Origin of the sequence: Microbacterium mitrae (assembly GCF_008017445.1) — a bacterium.
In the GTDB taxonomy this organism is placed as follows: Bacteria; Actinomycetota; Actinomycetes; order Actinomycetales; family Microbacteriaceae; genus Microbacterium; species Microbacterium mitrae.
Genome location: NZ_VRSW01000001.1, coordinates 1120281 through 1140420 on the forward strand (window position 1 = coordinate 1120281; position 20140 = coordinate 1140420).

The 20140-nt window shown below is 65.5% G+C and carries 22 protein-coding genes; 9 read left to right on the forward strand and 13 right to left on the reverse strand.

Going from position 1 to position 20140, the window contains the following annotated elements; all coding sequences use genetic code 11:
* Positions 1–2: 2 nt before the first annotated feature.
* Complete coding sequence (locus tag FVP60_RS05185; protein ID WP_147825158.1) at positions 3–755, reverse strand: demethylmenaquinone methyltransferase; 753 nt, start codon at positions 753–755, stop codon at positions 3–5.
* 192 nt (positions 756–947) lie between these two features.
* Here FVP60_RS05185 and FVP60_RS05190 point away from each other — a divergent pair, with 192 nt between their 5' ends.
* The 5 genes from FVP60_RS05190 to FVP60_RS05210 all read left to right on the forward strand — a co-directional run bounded on the left by FVP60_RS05190 (position 948) and on the right by FVP60_RS05210 (position 4035).
* Positions 948–1319, forward strand: coding sequence for a hypothetical protein (locus FVP60_RS05190; RefSeq protein ID WP_147825159.1), 372 nt, complete (start codon positions 948–950; stop codon positions 1317–1319).
* 88 nt (positions 1320–1407) lie between these two features.
* Positions 1408–1767: a hypothetical protein gene (locus tag FVP60_RS05195; RefSeq protein WP_147825160.1), complete on the forward strand. Its 360-nt coding sequence runs from the start codon at positions 1408–1410 to the stop codon at positions 1765–1767.
* Positions 1768–1885: 118 nt separating this feature from the next.
* A complete protein-coding gene (locus FVP60_RS05200; RefSeq protein ID WP_147825516.1) occupies positions 1886–3082 on the forward strand; it encodes an isochorismate synthase in 1197 nt (398 codons plus the stop codon).
* A gap of 98 nt (positions 3083–3180) precedes the next feature.
* Positions 3181–3615: a helix-turn-helix domain-containing protein gene (locus FVP60_RS05205; protein ID WP_147825161.1), complete on the forward strand. Its 435-nt coding sequence runs from the start codon at positions 3181–3183 to the stop codon at positions 3613–3615.
* Between the two features lie 9 nt (positions 3616–3624).
* Positions 3625–4035, forward strand: a complete 411-nt coding sequence (locus tag FVP60_RS05210) for a VOC family protein (protein WP_147825162.1) — start codon at positions 3625–3627, stop codon at positions 4033–4035.
* On the opposite strand, the gene FVP60_RS13300 is transcribed toward FVP60_RS05210, so the two are convergent.
* Positions 4032–4238 carry a hypothetical protein gene (locus FVP60_RS13300; RefSeq protein WP_342779438.1) on the reverse strand — a complete coding sequence of 69 codons (207 nt, stop codon included), beginning with the start codon at positions 4236–4238 and terminating at the stop codon, positions 4032–4034. The two genes, FVP60_RS05210 and FVP60_RS13300, sit on opposite strands and share 4 nt — an antisense overlap.
* On the opposite strand from FVP60_RS13300, the gene FVP60_RS13305 reads away from it, so the two are divergent.
* Entirely contained in the window at positions 4237–4476 is a 240-nt protein-coding gene (locus tag FVP60_RS13305; protein ID WP_342779439.1) for a hypothetical protein, read from the forward strand. The genes FVP60_RS13300 and FVP60_RS13305 overlap by 2 nt on opposite strands.
* Here FVP60_RS13305 and FVP60_RS13130 read toward each other — a convergent pair.
* From FVP60_RS13130 to FVP60_RS13210, 5 genes are all read right to left on the reverse strand, one after another.
* Positions 4473–4679 carry a hypothetical protein gene (locus tag FVP60_RS13130; protein WP_222705889.1) on the reverse strand — a complete coding sequence of 69 codons (207 nt, stop codon included), beginning with the start codon at positions 4677–4679 and terminating at the stop codon, positions 4473–4475. The genes FVP60_RS13305 and FVP60_RS13130 overlap by 4 nt on opposite strands.
* Positions 4680–5495: 816 nt before the next feature.
* Positions 5496–7184, reverse strand: coding sequence for a glycerol-3-phosphate dehydrogenase/oxidase (locus tag FVP60_RS05220; protein ID WP_147825163.1), 1689 nt, complete (start codon positions 7182–7184; stop codon positions 5496–5498).
* A gap of 24 nt (positions 7185–7208) precedes the next feature.
* Complete coding sequence (locus FVP60_RS05225; protein WP_147825164.1) at positions 7209–8072, reverse strand: PPK2 family polyphosphate kinase; 864 nt, start codon at positions 8070–8072, stop codon at positions 7209–7211.
* 33 nt (positions 8073–8105) lie between these two features.
* A complete protein-coding gene (locus FVP60_RS05230) occupies positions 8106–9959 on the reverse strand; it encodes a thiamine pyrophosphate-binding protein (RefSeq protein ID WP_147825165.1) in 1854 nt (617 codons plus the stop codon).
* Position 9960: 1 nt separating this feature from the next.
* The gene (locus tag FVP60_RS13210; protein WP_147825166.1) at positions 9961–10380 is read right to left on the reverse strand and encodes a PLD nuclease N-terminal domain-containing protein; all 420 of its coding nucleotides are present in this window, start codon (positions 10378–10380) and stop codon (positions 9961–9963) included.
* Positions 10381–10461: 81 nt separating this feature from the next.
* Here FVP60_RS13210 and FVP60_RS05240 point away from each other — a divergent pair, with 81 nt between their 5' ends.
* Positions 10462–10746, forward strand: coding sequence for a DUF4229 domain-containing protein (locus FVP60_RS05240; protein WP_147825167.1), 285 nt, complete (start codon positions 10462–10464; stop codon positions 10744–10746).
* Between the two features lie 88 nt (positions 10747–10834).
* Here FVP60_RS05240 and FVP60_RS05245 read toward each other — a convergent pair whose 3' ends face one another.
* The 6 genes from FVP60_RS05245 to FVP60_RS05270 form a co-directional block, all read right to left on the reverse strand.
* Entirely contained in the window at positions 10835–11833 is a 999-nt protein-coding gene (locus FVP60_RS05245) for a 1,4-dihydroxy-2-naphthoate polyprenyltransferase (RefSeq protein ID WP_425463450.1), read from the reverse strand.
* 133 nt (positions 11834–11966) lie between these two features.
* On the reverse strand, positions 11967–14105 hold the full coding sequence (locus FVP60_RS05250; protein WP_147825168.1) for an FtsX-like permease family protein: 2139 nt from the start codon (positions 14103–14105) through the stop codon (positions 11967–11969).
* Positions 14102–14791: an ABC transporter ATP-binding protein gene (locus FVP60_RS05255; RefSeq protein ID WP_147825169.1), complete on the reverse strand. Its 690-nt coding sequence runs from the start codon at positions 14789–14791 to the stop codon at positions 14102–14104. Before FVP60_RS05255 ends, FVP60_RS05250 begins: the two co-directional genes overlap by 4 nt.
* Positions 14788–15312, reverse strand: coding sequence for a PadR family transcriptional regulator (locus FVP60_RS05260; protein ID WP_147825170.1), 525 nt, complete (start codon positions 15310–15312; stop codon positions 14788–14790). Before FVP60_RS05260 ends, FVP60_RS05255 begins: the two co-directional genes overlap by 4 nt.
* A gap of 335 nt (positions 15313–15647) precedes the next feature.
* Complete coding sequence (locus FVP60_RS05265; protein ID WP_147825171.1) at positions 15648–16766, reverse strand: AMP-binding protein; 1119 nt, start codon at positions 16764–16766, stop codon at positions 15648–15650.
* A gap of 48 nt (positions 16767–16814) precedes the next feature.
* Positions 16815–17723 (reverse strand): 1,4-dihydroxy-2-naphthoyl-CoA synthase, encoded by a 909-nt coding sequence (locus FVP60_RS05270; RefSeq protein ID WP_147825172.1) that lies wholly within the window; start codon positions 17721–17723, stop codon positions 16815–16817.
* 105 nt (positions 17724–17828) lie between these two features.
* Here FVP60_RS05270 and FVP60_RS05275 point away from each other — a divergent pair, with 105 nt between their 5' ends.
* On the forward strand, positions 17829–18821 hold the full coding sequence (locus tag FVP60_RS05275; protein WP_147825173.1) for an o-succinylbenzoate synthase: 993 nt from the start codon (positions 17829–17831) through the stop codon (positions 18819–18821).
* Positions 18822–18826: 5 nt separating this feature from the next.
* On the forward strand, positions 18827–20137 hold the full coding sequence (locus FVP60_RS05280) for an LCP family protein (RefSeq protein ID WP_147825174.1): 1311 nt from the start codon (positions 18827–18829) through the stop codon (positions 20135–20137).
* Positions 20138–20140 lie beyond the last annotated feature (3 nt).

Here is a 20140-nt window from a genome sequence, read left to right on the forward strand (position 1 = left end):
GACTACCCGTTGCGGGAGGCTTCGTTCGCGTCGTGCTCAGCGAACGGCTTGGTTGCACGGTGCAGCGCGACGATTCCGAAAGTCAGGTCGCGGTGTGCGACGTTGACCCACCCTGCGGTGCGAATCCAGGCCGACAGCTTCTGCTGATCGGGCCACGTTGCGATCGACTCGTTGAGGTAGTCGTAAGCGTCGGCGTTCGACGACACCACACGCGCCACCGTGGGCAGAATCTTGTCGTTGTAGAAGCGGTAGAGCGCACGGAACATGGGGTTGCGCGGCGTAGAAAACTCGCTGATGACGAGCATGCCGCCGGGCTTCGTCACTCGCAGCATTTCTTGCAGCGCAATGCGTGGTTCCGCGACGTTTCGAAGACCGTAGGAGATGGTGACGGTGTCGAACTCGTCATCGGCGAACGGCAACTTCATGGCGTCTGCCTCGACGAAGGTGAGGTTGGCGATATCACCGTGGCGACGCTTGCCCTCCGCGATCATGCCGCGGGAGAAATCGCCGGCGACAACCTCGGCCCCGCTGCGCGCGAGCACAACGGAGGAGGCGCCAGTGCCGGCGGCGAGGTCGAGAATCTTCTGGCCAGGGCGCGGATCGATGGCCTTCACCGTCGCCATGCGCCACAGCTTGTCTTGCCCCAGACTCAGCACCGAATTGGTGCGGTCATAGTTGGCTGCGACCTGATCGAACATGCCGCTGACGCGGGCGGGATCCTTGCCGAGGTCGGCGCGGTTGGGTTCTGGAGTCACCCATCGAGTCTATTGCCCACGCCTGCCGGGCGCCTGAACGCCGGGTTTCTCTGCTGTTGTTGGTGTCTCGCTCGGGTTGTTGGTGAGACCTTCCTGCGACGAGTACGGGAATTTCCTGCGCAGTTGCGCCCGCCGCGAGCGCCAGGCGGCGCGGAGTCGTACGCTGATGCCACGCAGCGAAAAGGGGACATTATGCGCACGTTCTTGGCGGTCTTGGTGTTGGGTTCGGCCGTGGCACTTGGCGGGTGCACGCAGCAGACACCCACCCCGGCACCCACACTGGTTGAAGTCACGCATTCGCAGTCGAAGGCGATCCCGAACTTCGATTCGTCTGAGCAGGTCGAGACCGACCCGGAGCGCCTGGCCGAGTTGCAGGCCCTGATCGCGGAATACGAGTGGGATGGCTCGCAGAAGCAAGACAGTCCAGGGTGCACGGGCGGCACGGGCACCGAGCTGCAGCTTGAGTGGTCTGACGGAACCACGGATCAGTGGAGCACGTACCGGTGCGACGAGGTTCCCGAGTTTGTGGTGAAGCTGACCGATCTGGTTGGTTCGTGGCGCTAACCGGGAGTTTGCTCCAAGGCGTTGCCGCCCGCGAGAGCACATCGAGTCTGCGAACACACGCTAAATACAGCCACACAAAGGGGACACCATGAAAAGGCTTTTGGCGGTCTGCGCAGTTCTTTCGGTGGTGACGTTGGGCGGATGCGCGCAGCCATCCCCACCAGCCACCCTCACGCAAGCCACGCACACGCAGTACCAGGCTCTTCCCGACTTCGATGACTCGGAACAGGTCGAGACCGACCCGGGGAGACTAGCCGAGTTGCAAACTCTGCTGGAGAAGTACGACCCGGCCGCGGCCTCGGGCGAGCCCTGCCCGGGCGGCATCAGCACACGCCTGGAGCTGGAATGGTCAGACGGAACCAGGGAGCTGTTGCAGACCGAAACATGCGGCGCCGAGACGCCCCAGTTTGTGACGGAGCTGACCGATCTGATTGCTTCCTGGCGCTAACGCGGCGACGCATAGGCCGGGCTGATCGTTCGGCGGCCTGTGCAGCGCACGGCGGTAGGCTGGTGGGGTGACTGCTGCGGATTCGCCTGCCCTCGTGCGCGTCGTTTCTCGACCGACGATGCGGGTAGATGAACTGCTCACCCTGACCGCCCCCGACGCGCCGCTCTCATGGTGGCGGCGCGGCGACGGCTTCGTGGGGTTCGGGGTGGCTGCGACGCTCACCGCCACCGGACCGCAGCGCACGCGTGAGCTCGCACGGCTGTGGCGCGAGTACGTCGCGACGGCCGAGGTTGACGACGCTGTCGGGGTTGCCGGTTCTGGCCTCGTCGCATTTGGTGCGATTGCGTTTGACGATGAATCAGCGGCGCAGAGCACGCTCATTGTCCCGCGCGTGATCGTCGGCCAGCGCGGTGACATCGCGTGGATCACCACCGTCACTCCCCACGGCGCTGCAGCACAGGTTCCGGTCGAGACGCCATTTGGCGACTACTGGCCAGCGACGCTCGGCCCGGGCCTACTCACCCCCGAGGGCTATCAGCAAGCCGTGCGCGATGGGCTCACCGCCATCGCCGAAGGCGTTGTTGGCAAGGTCGTATTGGCGCGAGACATCGTTGGAACCATCCCCGCGGACGCAGACCTTCGCCGCCTGTCGCGCGCGTTGCAGGCTGGGTACCCGGACTGCTGGAACTTTGCCGTCGATGGCCTCATCGGCGCATCACCCGAGACGCTCGTGACCGTGTCGAAGGGGCGGTTGACGGCGCGCGTGCTTGCCGGAACCGCGTCGCGCGGCGCTGACGCCGACGCCGATACCGCAGCTGCCACCGCGCTGGCGACGTCACAAAAAGATCAGGACGAGCATCGCTACGCGGTAGCCAGCGTCACGACAGCGCTCGCCGCGCACACGACGGCGCTCGCGGCGAGCGAGCAGCCGTTCATGCTCAAACTGCCCAATGTGTGGCACCTTGCTACCGATATTGAGGCGACCCTCGGCGAGAGCGAGTCCAGCCTTGACCTGGTGGCGGTGCTGCACCCGACGGCCGCGGTGGCGGGCACGCCAACGGCCGCCGCATTGCAGGTCATTCGAGACATCGAGCCGTTTGATCGCCACCGATATGCCGGGCCGGTCGGGTGGATCGATGCCGCCGGCGACGGCGAATGGGCCATCGCCCTGCGATGCGCACAGTTCGAGCCGGCCGACGATCACATCGCGGTGACGGCGCACGCCGGTGCGGGCATTGTGGCCGGCAGCGATCCCGAAAAAGAAATGCTCGAGACCCGGGTGAAGTTTCGCCCCATCATCGACGCCATCGCGTAGATTCTGTCATCGCGCGGGTGCGTCGGTTCTGTGCCGGTGGTTCCGCTCGTCACCCTCTGCGGTGTTCCGCTAGCCACGGTGGCGGCGCGCGTGGGACGATGGCCGACGTGAGCGGTGACCTCGGAACTCTGGTGTTGCTGCGTCGTGCTCGCGATCGCATCGATCGGGAGTTTGCGCAGCCGCTCGACGTTGAGCAGTTGGCGCGGGGCGCGCTGATGTCGTCCGGGCATTTCAGTCGTCAGTTCAAGCTGGCGTTTGGCGAGAGCCCGTACTCGTACCTGATGACGCGGCGCATTGAGCGGGCGATGAGCCTGTTGCGCACCACCGATCTCACCGTGACGGAGATTTGTTTCGCTGTCGGTTCGTCGTCGCTTGGCACGTTCAGCACGCGGTTTACCGAACTGGTTGGCGTGTCTCCGAGCGCGTATCGCGAGCGCGGCGCGAGCGTGGTTCCGGGCATGCTGCCCTGCATTGCGAAGCACGTCAGCAGACCGATCAGAAATCAAGAAGCGACGCCGGTCACGGGGTCGTAGCGTGTGATCATGACCATCAGCATTCACACCAGTTTCCTGCCGCACACCGACGCCGAGGCGTCGCTCGCGTTCTACCGCGATGTGCTCGGGTTCGAGGTGCGCCTCGATGTGGGGTACGCCGATATGCGTTGGATCACCGTTGGCGCACGCGGTCAAGACACCGCGATCGTGCTGCACCCGGCAACCGTCTCTGGCACCGGACTCACCGACGAAGAGTCTGCCGTGCTCGAGCAGATCATCGCGAAGGGCAGCTACTTCGCCATTAACCTCCAAAGCTCCGACCTTGATGCCGACTTCGAGCGCATCGCGGGACTCGGCGCCGAGGTCGTACAAGAACCCATCGATCAGGATTACGGCGTGCGCGACGCGGCATTTCGTGACCCCGCGGGCAACCTCATCCGCATGCAGCAGAAAGGCTAGTCATGGCTGACAAGAAATCGAGCGACGTGCTCAGTGACTTCGAAAAGCAGGCTCTCAAAGAGCGCGCCGCCGAGCTCAAGCGTCAGGCCCGCAACGCCGGCAAGCGTGAAGCTGGTCTGAAGGATCTGCTTGAGAAGGTCGCGGAGATGCCACCGCCGGACCGCGTTCTCGCCGAGAAGATTCACGAGATCGTGTCGGAGCATGCCCCCCGAACTCGACCCGAAGACGTGGTACTCGTTTCCGGCGTACGCCCGCGACGGCAAGGTCATGATCTTCTTCCAACCCGCCGCGAAGTTCGAGGCCCGCTACGCGACCCTCGGGTTTCAAGACAACACCAACCTCGATGACGGAACGTTCTGGGCCACCAGCTACGCCGTGACCGAAATCACCCCAGAGGTCGAAGAGAAGCTCATCGCCCTCGTGAAAAAGGCCGTCAGCTAGCACTCGCCCTTCCGCGGCCGCACGGCGGAGGTGGTTCGTTCGGCGGCCGCGGAGCGTTCGGCCGTGGTGCTTCGTTCGGCCGTGGTGCTTCGTTCGGCGGCCGCGATGCCCGCGACGGCGAATCCGGAACCAGCGTGACTGTCCCGCACCCTGGTTCCGGCTTCTCGTGCTCCCGCACGTCGGGGTTCGGGGGCAGCCCTCATAACCCGCCCCAACCCGCGGAGCGTTCCCAAATGTCGGAGCCCCGGCGCCAGCAGCCGCCCCACCGGCACCCTCACCGGCGTGTCACCCCAAACTGTCCGACATTTGGGAAGCCCGCAGCCCCCATCGCCGGCTCCCGACACCAATTACCCGGCACCGGCTCCAATTCGCACAACCCGCCTCGCCTTCGCCACGGCCACGGCCACGTGGTTCCGGAACCACGTGCACCGCACGTCGGAACAGCCGGGCGGCCGCAAATAAGTCGGTGCGCGGGCCGACGGCACTCGGCGAAGCGTTCCCAAATGTCGGAACCTCGCCACCAGCAGCCGCCCCACCGGCACCCTCACCGGCGTGTCACCCCAAACTGTCCGACATTTGGGAAGCCCGCAGCCCCCATCGCCGGCGCCGTGCGCCCGGGACCCGGCTCCAATTCGCTCAGCCCTCGGCTCGCTCGCCAGGGCCTCGTGGTTCCGGAACCACGAGCACCGCACGTCGGAACAGCCGGGCGGCCGCAAATATGTCGGTGCGCGGGCCGACGGCACCCGGGCGGACCGTTCCCAAATGTCGGAACCTCGGCATCAGATGCCGCCCCACTCGCGCCGCCACCGGCGTGTCGCTCCAAATGCTCCGACATTTGGGCAGCGCGCCGCCCCCACAGCCAGCGCCGTGCGCCCGGGACCCGGCTCCAATTCGCTCAGCCCTCGGCTCGCTCGCCAGGGCCTCGTGGTTCCGGAACCACGGGCACGGAACGTCAGAAAGACCGGGCGGTTGCGTCCGCCCCCACCGGGGTGTCACGCCGGGTGAGAAATACCTGAGGGTTACGACACTGAGACGAGGGCGGTCAGCCCGTGCACATCGGCGAGATAGTCGCGCGCAAATGCGAGCTGCGCCTCGCGCTCACCGTCGCTCCAGCCCAGCGCCTCGGCGACAACGTCGGCAACCTCAACAAGCACGTCATCGGTGGCGCGCCCCGCCATCGCGATCGAGGTGCGCCGCTGAATCATGTCAACCAGCCGCACCACCTGGTAGGTGCGCGCGAGCCACGCCAGCTCTTCGCGCGAATACTTGTCGGTCGAGGTCAGCATCGTCTCGGGCGCCGTCACGGTCGCAATAAACGCCGCGGCCGTGGTTCCGTAGCGACGCAACAGCCGGTCGGCGCGCGCTTCGCCCACAACGGAACCATGCTGCCGCGCCCACTGCGCCTTGCCCTCGTCGTCACGCGGAAAATCGCGTGCGCCACCGATGGGCATGCGGGTGGTCGTGACGACGCGCTCCTTGCCCTGCAGCGCCAGCGCATCGCGCGAAACGTGCTCGGCAAGCGCGCGGAAGGTCGTCAGCTTGCCGCCGACAACACTGAGCAGGGGCACGGAACCAAGGGCTGATTCGACGACGCGATAGTCGCGAGAGACGAAGCCGGGCTCCAGATCGCCGTGACGGGGCAACGGACGAATGCCGCTGAAGCGGTACACAATTTGCGAGCGATCAACCGCGATGGTGGGAAACACCTTGGCAACGAGTCCGATGAAGTAGTCAACCTCGGCCTCGGTGCAGCGCATGACCTCGCGCGGGTCGGCGTCGAGATCGGTGGTGCCCACCATCACCCGATCACGGAACGGATAGATCAACACGATGCGGCCATCGCTGTTCTCGAAGAAAATCTCGCTCTTGCCGGTGGCCTTAAGCAACTCGGGATTGTCGAGAATGATGTGCGAGCCCTTCGTGCCGCCCATGTAGGCGGTCGGGGTGCCGAGTGCATCGTTGGTGAGGTCGGTCCACGAGCCAGACACGTTGATCACTGTCTTCGCGGCGATGTCAAACGTGTCGCCGGTCACCTCGTCGCGCACCGTGACGGAACCATCGGCAAAGCCGACGGCCGCGAGGTAGTTGCTCGCGCGCCCGCCGTGGTCGATGCCGTCCGAGAGCGCATCGATCACCAGCCGCTCGGGGTCGTGCACCGAGGCGTCGTAATAGGTCGCCGTGTACTTAATGTTCGGCGGAAAATCGGGGCGCGCGGCGAGCGACTTCTTACGACCGTGAAACACGTGACGGGGCACGGAACCACCATCGCGCGAGAAAAAGTCGTAAATGATCAGGCCCACCTTGATGAGAAACGCGCCGCGCTCCTTCGGCTTGCCTGCCTTGTGGGTGAGCAACCGCAGTGGTGCCGAAAACAGGCCGGAGAAGGTGGAGAAAATCGGAATGACCGTCGGCAGCGGCTTGACCACGTGCGCGGCGATCTTCAACAGCCCGTTGCGCTCAACGACCGACTCTTTCACCAGGCGCAGCTCGCCGTTTTCGAGGTAGCGAACGCCGCCGTGAATCATGTGGCTCGACGCGCTCGACGCCCCCGACGCGTAATCGGCACGCTCAACAAGCACGACGTCGGCACCCTGCAGCACGAGATCGCGGAAGATACCGACGCCGTTGATACCACCGCCGATCACAACGTAGTCAGCCGTGGGGCGGGTGCGGAGCGCCTCGACGCTGGCGCGTGAAGTGGTGGCCATACCTCAAGCCTACGTGGCCGCAGATCAGGTGGCGGCGAGACGCTGCTTTTCTTCAGCAACATCAAATTGTGCAACGGGCCACTGCGGGTTGATGCCTTCCAAGACGTTCAAAAGCAGCTCCTGAACAGCCAATCGTGCGAACCATTTGCGATCAGCCGGAACCACGTACCAGGGCGCAATGTCGGTAGCGGTGCGCTCGAAAACGGTTTGGTAGGCATCCTGATACTCGGGCCACAGCTGACGTTCATCAACATCTCCCGGGTTGTACTTCCAGTGTTTGTCGGTGCGATCCAGTCGCTCCATCAGCCGTTCACGCTGTTCTTCGTATGAGATGTGCAGCATCACCTTCAGAATGCGGGTGCCGTGCTGCGCGATGCGTCGTTCAAAATCGTTGATGGCCGAAAAGCGACGCTCAATTTCGTCGGGAGTCGCGAGGGCGCGAACCTTGCCAACCAAGACGTCTTCATAGTGGGAGCGATCAAACACGCCGATCATGCCGGCGCCCGGCAGGCGGCGCTCGATGCGCCACAGAAAGTCGTGCTCTAATTCCAGCGGTGTTGGCTTCTTGAACGAGGTGATCAGTACGCCCTGCGGGTCAACTCCGCCGACGACGTGCCGAACAATGCCACCCTTGCCCGCGGAGTCCATTGCCTGCAGCACGAGCAAGACCGAGTCGCGCGAATCACCGCCACGGCTCGCGGCGAACAGTCGCTCTTGCAGATGGCTGAGCTCGACCAATCCCGACTTCAGCGCAACCTCACCCGTCTCCTTGTCGCCGTCGAATCCGGTCGTTGCCCGCGGGTCAACGTCGGCCAGACGAAACCCGTCGGTAACGCGTAGGCACGTGGCGGGTTCGGCTGTCCAAGAAGGTTGTGTCGTCCTCGTCATGGCGCCCATTCTGGCATCGACGAGCTCCCATGCCTAGGCTCGGGGCAGAACCACTTCGATGATCTGACGGTTGGTGGTGTGGGTGGTCAGTGCCTGGTCGATCTCCGACCGGGTTGCCACCCGCTGGTAACCCCAGCCGTACGCTGCGGCCAGATGCTCCAGGCTGACATGCTGCGGGGTGTACTGCACGCGGGTCATGTCGTCCGCGCTCGCAACCGAGGCGACCTCAAGGCCGTCAAAGATGGTTCCGCCGCCGTCATTACCGACGATCAATTGAATGCGCGGTTGCGCCTCATCAGCCGGCATCAGCAGCGCGCCGACGTCGTGCAAAAACGTCAGGTCGCCAAGCAATACCCGCGTGATGCCGCGCGCACCCTCCGCTTGGCTGGCGATCGCGATGCCGAGTGCGGTCGCGATGGTTCCGTCGATTCCGGCGAGCCCTCGATTGGCGTGCACCGGAACCTTTTTGCCGCCAAGCACAGCATCAGCCACTCGCACGAGTCGTGACGAGCCGAACACGAGGCGGTCGTGGGGCCATGTCGCCCGCCACACCGCGTCGGCGATGAGCTCACGGGTGAGCGGCTCGCGCACGGCGGCGAGTTCGGCATCGAGTGCCTGGCGTCGGGCGCTGCCGCTGAGGGAGGAGAGCCCGTCAACGTCGGGGGCGGGCGTCGACAGGTCAACGATCTGCTCGCGCGAGGTCGTCATGACCGCGCCAAGCCAGTCGCGGTCGGCATCCCCCGCGGCAACGCGGACGGCATCGGCGTGACGCGTGCGGCCGTTGAGATTGAGGGGCACGCCGCCGCTGCGCACGGCAATCACCTCGACGTTCGGATCGCTCAGCAGGCGCGAAACTTCACGCGACAGGGTCGGGTGCCCAAACACCACCGCCCGCTCGATGCGCCCACCCAGCTCGGGGTCGCGCAGCACCGCGCGGTAGCCGTGCACCAGCAAGCGCCCGAATCGAGCGCCGCTGACGACCTCCGCAATAAGCGGCCACGAACCCGCGTGAGAAATCTCCTCAGCCTCGGCCCCCGCCCCGGCACCGGCGATGACGACGGTTCGCGGCCCGCGTGCCAGCTCCATCAGATGGCGCGGCGCGCGCTCGGCGGGCGCAACGTCGGCACTCACGCGCGCCTCACGCACCCACGCGGGTGGCTCGCCAGACAGCGGGTCACGGTACGGCAGGTTGAGGTGCACGGGGCCGGGCGTCGGCAGCTGGGTGGCCGGGCTTTGCGGCGCGGAACCAGCGGGCGCCTGTGGCGCATCGCCTGCGGCATCAGCACTCGTGGTTCCGTCACCCGCGGAACCCGTGGTTCCGTCACCCGCGATACCCGTGGTTGCGTCGGCGGCAGCTTCTTGCGTGGTCGTGCCGGTCGCTGCGGCGAAGGCGGCACGGGCGAGTGCGCGCACCGCTGCGGAACCAGCACCATCGTTGTCGAGATCGGTGGGGGTGGGCGCATCCCACTCGCCGCGCACAAATCCGGCAAACGCGCCGGGTTGCACGGTCGCCTGGTTGGCACCGATTCCGCGTAGCTCATCGGGGCGATCGGCGGTGAGCAAAAGCAACCCAACAGCGCTGTGATGCGCCTCCCACACCGCGGGGGCAAGGTTGGCAACGCCGGTGCCACTGGTAACAACGACGGCTGCCGGCACTCCGGTTTCTCGCGCAAGGCCCAGGGCCGTGAATCCGGCAACGCGCTCGTCGATGCGCACATGCAAGCGGATGCGGTCTGCGCGCGCTTCGGTCGCGGCGGCGAGAGCGAGCGCCTGCGAGCGTGAACCCGGGCACACCACGATGTCACGCACACCGAGTGCGATGAGTTCGTCAAGCAGGGCGTGAGCGGCGTCGGTTGCCGCCGACGCCAGGCGACGCGAGTCAGACACTTTAGCTAGTGGCGCCGGTGGAGCCGCGCGGAGCCGAGTCGTCACCGTCAACCGGGAGATCGGGATCGGCCTGAGGCTTGGTGTCGGGCTTCGGGGTTGGCGCCTCGGTGTCTTCTGCGTCGAGACGAGCAAGCTCCTCTTCGATGCGACGGATGCGCTCGTTCTGGTCGTAGGTCGCACCGAGGGTCGACAAGAACTCCGGGTTGTCGTCGGGCGCCACCGGCGCGCGGCCCGCATGTTTCGAGGTGCGACCCACGGCAAACCACAGCGCACCGCCGATGACCGGCAGCAGAACGACAATCGCCATCCACGCCTTCTTGCCCACGCCACGGTGACGGTTCTCCGGCTGGACCGCGCAATCGACGATGCTGATCACCCAGAAGATGACCGCGATCACGATACCGATCAGGAGAAACCTCATGGCACCATCCTAGGCGCATACCCTGGTAGGTCGCCCCGGTCACTCACAGCGCGCCAACAGCCACGAAAGTAGACTGGTGATGTGAAGCTGCTCGTGTACTCCCTGCTCCGTCTCGCCGCGTTTGTGGTTCCGTTTGTGATCATGTGGCAATTTGCGGTGTTCCGGGAGCTGTGGTGGCTCACCGCGATCTTCGCGACCCTGATCGGCCTGGCGCTGTCAATTCTGTTCTTGCGTAAGCCGCTCGCCGAGGCTTCGGCCCAACTCGGCGCCCGCCGCAAGCACGCGGTCGTGCGCGACGAAGACATTGAAGACGAGGCCGTCGAGGCATCAAACGCATCGACCGCTGACGCCCAGCCCAAGCCCTAACGCCCAGCGCTAGCCGCAAGGCCCGGCTGGCCTCAAGGCCCAGCGCAAGCCCTAACGCCCAGCGCTAGCCGCAAGGCCCAGCTAGCCGCTAGCCGACGACGGCGATCGGGCCACCGAAGAAGGCCCATGCGATGAAGATCGCCCAAATAAGCGCGGTCAGTGACGTCAGCGCGAGGCACGTGACCAGTTCACGCGGGGTGCGGTACGTCCACATGATGAGCAGTGCCGGCAGCGCCGACAGCAGCGCCATGAGCGAGAGCCACGCGACCGGATAGAACACCGCAAACCAGACGCTCAGACCAAACGGCAGCAGCAAGAACAGCGTGAACAGAATCTGCGTCGGCAGTTTGCCGATCAGCACGGTGAGGGTGCGCTTGCCCGCCTCACGATCCTGATCGATGTCGCGCAGGTTGTTGGCGAGCAGCACCGCGCACGCCAAGAAGCCGATGGCGATTGCTGAGAACCACGCCTCCTGCGGCAGGTATTGCACTTGCGCCCACGTGGTTCCGAGCGTCGCGACCAGCCCGAAGAAGATGAAGACGAACACTTCGCCCAACGCGTTGTAGCCGTAGGGGCGCTTGCCGCCGGTGTAGAACCAGGCCGCAATGATGGCGACCGCGCCGATGGCAAGGAACCACCACTGCTGCGTGCGAATCGTGATCGCGAGGCCCGCGATGGCGGCGAGCGCAAAGAACACCAGCGCGACCGTCAGCACGCTCTTCGCCGTCGCCTTGCCAGAGCCGACGAGGCGGCCGGGCCCAACCCGAAACCGATCCGTGCCGCGGATGCCGTCGCTGTAATCGTTGGCGTAGTTGACACCGATCTGCAAAAACACCGCGACCGCGAGGCACGCCAGCGCGATAACCCAGTGAAATTCGCGGCTCACCAGCATGGCCGCACCGCTACCTGCAACGACCGGCGCGATGCTCAGCGGCAGGGTACGAAGCCGAGCACCCGCGATCCAGTCGCGCGGCGTTGCACGACGCTGCTCCAGGTGTGCGGTGTGCGCCCGCATTACGCCGCGCTTGGCGGGGTTTCCGGAAACTCCGGAGCGCGGCTTACGGGTCTTCTTCTGGGTGCTCACAATCGATGATCCTACGGCGCTTGTGGCGTGTTTCCCGTGAAACACACTTTGGTCGGCGAGACACACGCTCCCGGGGTGTGTCTCGCCGACCAGAATGTGTCTCGCCCTGGTGATGGTGAAAGGGTGAAGGGGTGGGCTACTCGAAGCGGGTCACCTCGCCGGAGGTGGCGCGGCGGGCGGCGGGGAATGCGGCAACGACGGCGAGCAGTGACATCGCCAGCGTCGCGACAATCACGACGTAGTACTCGAGCGGGGGCGGCGTGACGCTGCGCCCACCCGAACTCAACCCGAAGATGATCATGGCGCCGACGCCGTATCCGATGATGGCCGCAAGGGCGACGGCTGCGGCGAGCGGAACCACGGCCTCGCGAAACATGATGCCCTTGAGCGTTCGAAATGGCATGCCCGTCAGGCGCATGAGCCCGAGGGTTCGGCGACGGTCGCGCACCGCAGACACGGTGGCTGCCGCGAGCGCGACCGCCGAGACTCCCGCTGCCACCAGAACACCGAGGATCGCGAGCGTTCGATATTCGCGGGCTTGGGTATCGCTGATCGCCTCAAACTCTGTGAGCGTCACGCCGGAATTCACCACATTGGCGTGCTCAGAAAGCACGGTGCGCACCCGCTCGCGCGCGGTGGCATCGGCCGTTGCGACGAACAGGCTACTGGGGAGGAGCCCGGCGACGGATTCGTCACTCGCCCCCATTACCACCGGCCCATCGCTCGGAAAAGCCTTCACAACCGAAACGTCAGCCGTCGACTCCACGCCCACGGAGGCGAGGTCGGCTTTGGTGCTCAGCCCCTGATATTCGCTGCCGAGGTAGATGCGTGCGAGCCCGGTCACACCGGGCACCTGCTCAACAGCCGCCACCGCATCGACGAGCGCCGCCTCTTGCGCAGCGCTGATGGTTCCGGTCGTTGCCGGATTGTCGAGTCCGACGATCAGCACATCGCTGGCGAGTTCACCCTCGCCCCGCACGACAGCGCCCTCACGTACCGACGTCACCCCGGCCATGAACAGCGAGACCAGAAAGACCGCGATGACGACACCACTCACCGCGCGAAAAATCTGACGCGGGTGGCGCTGAATTCGCGCATACGCCATGAGTCCTTCGGCGCTTCGGGCACGCTTGTGCGCGATGCGCGCGATGCCGTGCGTGATCATCGGCCCCACCGCCACGATTCCCATCGCGGTCAGAACGAAGCCGGCGACGAGCCCGTAAAACATCGGCACAATACCGCTGAAGGATGCCCATAACAGCAACACCCCGGCAGCAAGGACGAACACGCGCCACACCCCGAGGGGCTTCTCCTGCCGGTCACGCACCGAGGAGGGTTGCGCGTCGGCACGCGCCGCGCGGATCGCGGCGACCGCGGCGAAGATGAGCGGAACCACGACTACGGCTACCAGGAGCTCCCCCGGTTCGAGACGAAGGTCACTCGGGAATAGGCGCGAACCATTGATGGTCACGAACGAGACGGGAATTGCCGCAACCCACGCCAGCAGTAGCCCGACGATGGTTCCGACAAGCCCCACCCCTCCCGCTTCGACCGCGGCGAAACGCGCGCGGTCGGCGGCGGTCGCCCCCAGTAGGTGAAACGCACGCATGCGGGCGCTACGGTCAACCGACCCGAAAGACGTGACGACGCCCAGCAGCATGGCCACTGGAATTAGCACCGCGACGGCTCCCAGCACCGCAAGAATCTCGTAGGTCTCGGAGGTGTACCGGTATCCGGTGAGCTCAGAGACGACGATGAACTGCTCGTTGACCTGACTCTCATCGACGCCAACGACCGCGACCAACGCGTCGGGGCCTGCGAGTACCCGATCGGGCAGTTCGCCGCGCACCGTACCAAACCGGTCCCCGAGTTCATCACGGGGGTACTGCTCGATCAGCGACGCCAGCGCGGGCGAAACCCACGAGGTTCCGGCAGGCACGCCCTCGCGGGTTCCCGGGATGTCCATGGCGGGGCTCTCCGCCCCGTAGACATAGAGCACGTCAATGGCGTGGCCGGCAAAGACTGTGCTCAGCCCGCGGGCGGCAATCTCGTCATCCGCGAGGGTGCGCCCCGGTTCCCACATCTGTCCGCTCGACATGGTTTGAGGCTGAACCCACGTGGAACGCTCACTACGATCACCGAGGCCGGTGAAGCCCGCCCACAGCAGCGCCGCAAGCATGACGCCTACGGCGACGCCGGCCGCCATGCCGAGCAGTCGGCGGCGATCGGCAGGACCAGGTGCCACGGCAATCCGCAGCGCAGAACGCACGGTCATGCTTGGTCTCCGCCCGAGTCGCTCGCCACGCGGCCGTCGCGCACGATGACCTCGCGATCCGCAAACGCCGCGGTACGCGGGTCGTGCGTGACAATAATCAGCGTGGTTCCGGCGTCGCGCACCACCTGCATAAGCGCCGTCATCACCTTCTCTGAGGTGAGGGTGTCGAGGGCGCCGGTGGGCTCATCAGCGAAGATGACGCCGGGCGATCCAGCCATCGCACGAGCGATCGCGACGCGCTGCGCCTGGCCGCCAGACAGCAACGCCGGAACCTCGTGGCTGTTGTCGGCAACGTCCAGCATTTCGAGGTGGATGAGGGCTTGCGCCTCGGCCTCTGCGCGGCTCGCGCCACGAAGCAACAGCGGGAGGGCAACATTCTCCAACGCCGTCACGTCAGGAATCAGCTGGCCAAACTGAAACACAAAACCGAACGCATCCAAGCGCAGCTTGGCGCGGTCAGACTCCGGCAGGTTATCGATGCGATTGCCGTGAAAGCGCACCTCGCCGCCGTCGATTCCGACAACCCCGGCGAGCGCGTGAAGCAGCGTGGACTTGCCCGATCCGCTCGGCCCCATGATGGCAACCGCCTCGCCCGCGTAGATCGTGAGGTCGACGCCCTGCAGTGCCGGCTGCGGGCCGAACGATTTCGTGATGCCCGTGGCCGTGAGAAGCGGAACGCGGTTCATGCCGTTACCTCCATGCGAAGTTCGCCCAGTCGGGCGGTGGTGATGTCGATCCAGCGGAGATCCGCTTCGATGTGAAAGAGCGTGTAGTCGGCCAGCAGCGTGGTGCCGATATCGGCGCCGAGCTTGGCCCTGGTGAGGTCGCGCATGCGGGCCATGTGTGCCACGCGCTGCGCGTCAAGAATCTGTTGCGCGTCGTCACCGTTGATGATTGCGATGACGGTCTTGGCGAACAGGTTGGACTGCATCGACTCGTTGGGTACATCCGGGGTGCTGATCCATTCGCGAATCGTCTCGCGCCCGGCGTCGGTCACCGCGTACTTTTTACGGTCGGGCCCATCGCCCGCCTCATCGCCAACGGGTTCGATCTTGCCGTCGCGCAGCAGTCGCGCGAGCGTCGCGTACACCTGCCCAAACGCGAGGGGCTTGCGGGCACCGAACAGGCGGTCGTAGTCATGCTTCAGGTCATACCCGTAGCTGGCCCGCACCCCCAAGAGCCCCAACAGAGCCTTCGCGCTATCCATACACTCAGCGTATACACCGAGTGTATAGCGGCGCAACCCCGGTTCCGAAGTTCCCGGTTCCCGGTTCCCGGTTCCTGGTTCCTGGTTCCTGGTTCCCACCAGACACAGCCGTTATGCACGCAGTGCTGTGACTGGAGTGACTCATGTGGCTCATGAGGCGAATATTGCGTGCACATCGTTTTCGATCGTGCAGAACGGTCGCGAGGAGCTCCGGTAGCGGAACATCAACCACACCAAGACCCCCAAGCCCGCAACCGGGAACCCGACCCAGAAGCCCCGAAGCCCCGAAGCCCCAAAGCCCCAAAGCCCAGAAACCCCAGAACCCGGAAGCCCCGTTACAGGCGGGCGGCTATTGCGCGGCGGTCGGGCTTGCCAGACGCCAGGGTCGGCAGCGGAACCATCACCACCACGCGCGCGGGGCGGCCGGCAACGCCGACCGCGGCTTCGGCAGCGGCGCGCGCTTCGGCAAGCAGGCCGTCGCGATCGGCCTCCACCACCAGCACCGGAACCTGCCCCCAGCGGGGGTCAGCGACGGCAACAATCACGCCACCTTCGCCGCCAGTAACGCCGCGAACCGCGCGCTCAACCGCGTCAAGCGACACGTTGACGCCGCCCGAGATCAGCACATTGTCGATGCGCCCCGTCACGGTAACGAGGTCGTCGATCACATCGCCGGCATCTCCGGTGCGGTACCAGCGGGTGCCGTCGTCATCACGCACGAACGTCGCGTCGGTCAGCGCCTGCTGACCCCAATACCCGTCGGCCAGCACCGGCCCTGAAATCTGCAATTCACCCTCGACCGTGCGCACCCGAACGTGCGGCAGCGGCACGTTGTCGTACACGCAGCCGCCGGCTGTCTCCGATGAGCCATAAGTCGTAACGATACGAAGCCCCAACTCGGTCGCTCGCACGAGAACCGCCTCCGGCAGCGCCTGCCCGCCTACGAGAATCGCGGCAAACGATCGTGCGGCGCCGACAACGGCCGGGTCTTCGGCCTCATCCAACAGTGTCAGCAACTGCGCCGGAACCAACGAGGTATAGCGGGCAACGCCCGGAGCGACGAGTGACATCTGCGCTGCCGCGCGAATAAACGCGTCTGTGGTGAAACGCCCATCCAAATACGTCGGCTCGTGGCCGGCGATCACCGATCGCGCCAGCACCTGAAGTCCGGCAACGTAGGTGGCAGGCAATGCCAACAGCCATGCCCCTTCACCCACCCGCGCCATAGTCGCCATCGCCGACGCGGTGAGCGCGGCGCGTGACAGCACCACGCTCTTCGGCACCCCCGTCGACCCCGACGTCGTGACGACCGCGATGGTTCCGGCCGGCAACTCCTCGGCATGCTCAATCGCACCGCCCAGCGCCACCGGCCCGCCAGACCCGTTGAACGCGCACTTCACAGCGGCATACACCGCACGGGGGTCAGCACCCGTGTCGAAAACCTCAACGGTCATCTCATCACCGCCCCGGAACCAGGATCCGCCACGTCACAGCGGGGCACGTCAGAAGTGGTACGGGTAGGCAGACCAGTCGGGTTCGCGCTTCTGCAAGAAGCTGTCGCGCCCCTCAACGGCCTCGTCGGTTCCGTAGGCCAGCCGCGTGGCCTCGCCGGCGAACACCTGCTGGCCGACCATGCCATCATCAACCGCGTTGAAGGCGAACTTCAGCATACGAATCGCGGTGGGCGACTTGGTGAGAATCGTGCGAGCCATCTTGATGGCCTCGACCTCAAGCTCGGCGTGCGGCACGACCTTGTTGACGGCGCCCATGTCGTAGGCGCGCTGTGCCGAATACTCCTCCGCCAAGAAGAACACCTCGCGAGCAACTTTCTGCCCCACTTGCCGCGCCATATACGCCGATCCGTAACCGGCATCGAACGAGCCAACATCGGCATCGGTCTGCTTGAACTTGCCGTGCTCAGCCGAGGCGATCGACAGGTCGCACACGATGTGCAGGGAGTGGCCGCCGCCGGCAGCCCAACCCGGAATCACGGCGATGACGACCTTCGGCATGAAGCGAATCAGTCGCTGTACCTCAAGAATGTGTAGGCGTCCGGCGCGCGCTGAGTCTTGCACCGTGGTTTCGTCGTCTGAGTACTTGTACCCGTCGCGGCCGCGAATGCGTTGGTCGCCACCCGAGCAAAACGCCCAGCCACCGTCTTTGGGGCTGGGGCCGTTGCCGGTGAGTAGCACCGCGCCGATGCGCGGGTCTTGCCTTGCACTGTCGAGGGCACGGTACAACTCATCGACCGTGTGCGGACGAAACGCGTTGCGCACCTCGGGCCGATTAAACGCGATGCGCGCGATGGTTCCGTCGTTTGACACATGCGCCGTGATGTCGGTGAAGTTCTCCGCCCCGGGCGCAAGCCGCCACTGGTCTGCATCAAACAGGTCTGACACGTTATTCGTCATCTCTACCTCCCACGGCATGTGCGCCATCTCCAGCCTATTGCCTGACGAAACGGCGACTCTGACGAGTTCTCACCGAATCACCACCGCGAGCGACACAATGGAGCCATGACTCTGCCACCGCTCGACGACATTCTCGGCTCGCTGCGCGTCGTCGCCCTGCCCCTGGCCGTGCGGTTTCGCGGCGTTGATGTGCGAGAAGCCGCACTATTTGAGGGGCCGCAGGGGTGGACCGAGTTCAGCCCGTTCGTCGAATACGACGACGATGAGTCGGCAACGTGGCTGGCCGGGGCGATCGACTACGGGTGGCGGGTATTGCCGCCGCAACGACGGAACCAGGTGCCGGTCAACGCGACGGTGCCCGCGGTTTCAGCCGACCAGGTTGCGGCGGTGCTTGCCCGCTTCGACGGCTGCCGCACGGCGAAGGTGAAGGTCGCCGAGGCAGGCCAAACTCTCGCCGACGATATCGCCCGAGTGCGGGCGGTGCGCGAGGAGATGGGCCCAGACGGTCGTATCCGCATCGACGCCAACGCCGGATGGAACGTTGACCAGGCCGAACGCGCCATTCACGCCCTCGCCGAGTACGACCTGGAGTATGTGGAGCAGCCCTGCGCCACCGTCGACGAGTTGAAAGACATTCGTAAGCGCGTAAAGTACGCCGGAATCCCGATTGCCGCCGATGAGAGCGTGCGCAAGGCCGCCGACACTCTCGCGGTCGCGCGCGCGGGCGCCGCCGACCTCATCATCATCAAGGCGCAGCCCCTCGGCGGCGTGCATCGCGCCCTTGACATCGTTGCCGAGACGGGGTTGGCGGCCGTCGTCTCCTCGGCGCTCGACACCGCCATCGGCCTGCGCATGGGCGCGGCGCTCGCCGCCTCCCTCCCCCAACTCGACTACGACTGCGGCCTTGGCACCGCATCATTGTTCCGCGCCGATGTGGGCGACTCGCGCCCCCGCGGCGGAATGCTCTCCGCCGAACGTCTGGTTCCTGACGCAGCAGCGCTCGAAACTCATGCCGCCGACGATGACCGCGCCGCCTGGTGGCGGGCACGAATCGAGCGCTGCTACCGCGTGCTCGAGGGTGCTGGCACCGAGAGTTAGCGCCGGTGGCCGCCGAGTGGAGTGACATCGTTGACCGCGGAACCATCGCCGCGGCACCGAAGCGACGCCGACGGCGACGGCGCGCTCCCCTCGCACAGCACACGCACTTCGCTCGCCGCACCGTGGTTCCGCGGCTGTTTCGACTGCTGGCGGTCGTGATCGTGACGGTGCTCGTTGCGGCGGGCGGCGTCGCGGCCACCATTGCGAGCACGTGGGTCACCAAACTGAGCACGAGCGCGGTCGTGCTCGCGGGCGAACCCGAAGTCGCGCCCGATATCGCTCAGCTCGAGGGCGGCGCCAACATTCTATTGATGGGCGTCGACGCGTGCGAAGACGAAATCAAAGACCTGTTTGGTGATCGCTGCAAGAACCCCGAGTCGGAGGCGACGCTCAACGACGTGAATATCGTCGTGCACATTAGTGAGCCGCCGCGACGGGTTGTGGTGATTACCTTTCCGCGCGACCTGGTGATCGACTCCCCCGAGTGCACGACTCCGCGCGGTGACGTGTTGCCCGCTCAAGACGGCGTCATGATCAACTCGCTTTACGAGTACGGCGGCATCTCGTGCGTTGCGCAAACCATCGAGTCGCTCTCCGGCGGCGCACTCGATATTCAGTTCGGCGCCATGATCACGTGGCAAGGGGTCATTGAGCTGACGAGCGCGGTCGGCGGCGTTGAAGTGTGCGTTGCCGAGCGCATTCGAGACCCGCACACGGGCCTCGATATTCCCGCCGGAACCCACACCCTTGCCGGATACGAAGCGCTGCAATTCTTGCGCACCCGGCATGGCCTCGTCGGTGAGAGCGATGTGGCGCGCGTCGGCAACCAGCAGGTCTACATGTCGGCGCTGGTGCGCAAGATCATGAGCGAACAGGTGCTGGGCGACCTACCGACCCTGCTTCGTCTCGCGCAGACCACGATTGACGCGGTCACACCAACGACGGCGCTGGCAAATCCTGCCACCATCGTGCAGCTGGCGCTTGCGATGAAAGACGTACCGCTTCAAGACTTCACCTTCGTGAAGTATCCGGTCGCCGACGCGCAATGGGACTCTGACCGCCTCGTTCCGCTCGAAGACGACGCCGCGATCTTGTTTCAAGCGATCACCGAGAACCGACCGTTGATCGTGCAGAACGACGGCGGCGACTACGGCGGCGCGGTCATCGATGCCGAACCCGACGACTCGACTACCGGCACCGAGGTTCCGACGCCATCGGCAGCGCCTGCGGATGAGCCAGGCGCCGCGGTACTGCTACCGCAAACGGTCACCGGCTTCACCCCCGCCGACAACGCGTGCTCCAACGGCGGCGGCTAAGCA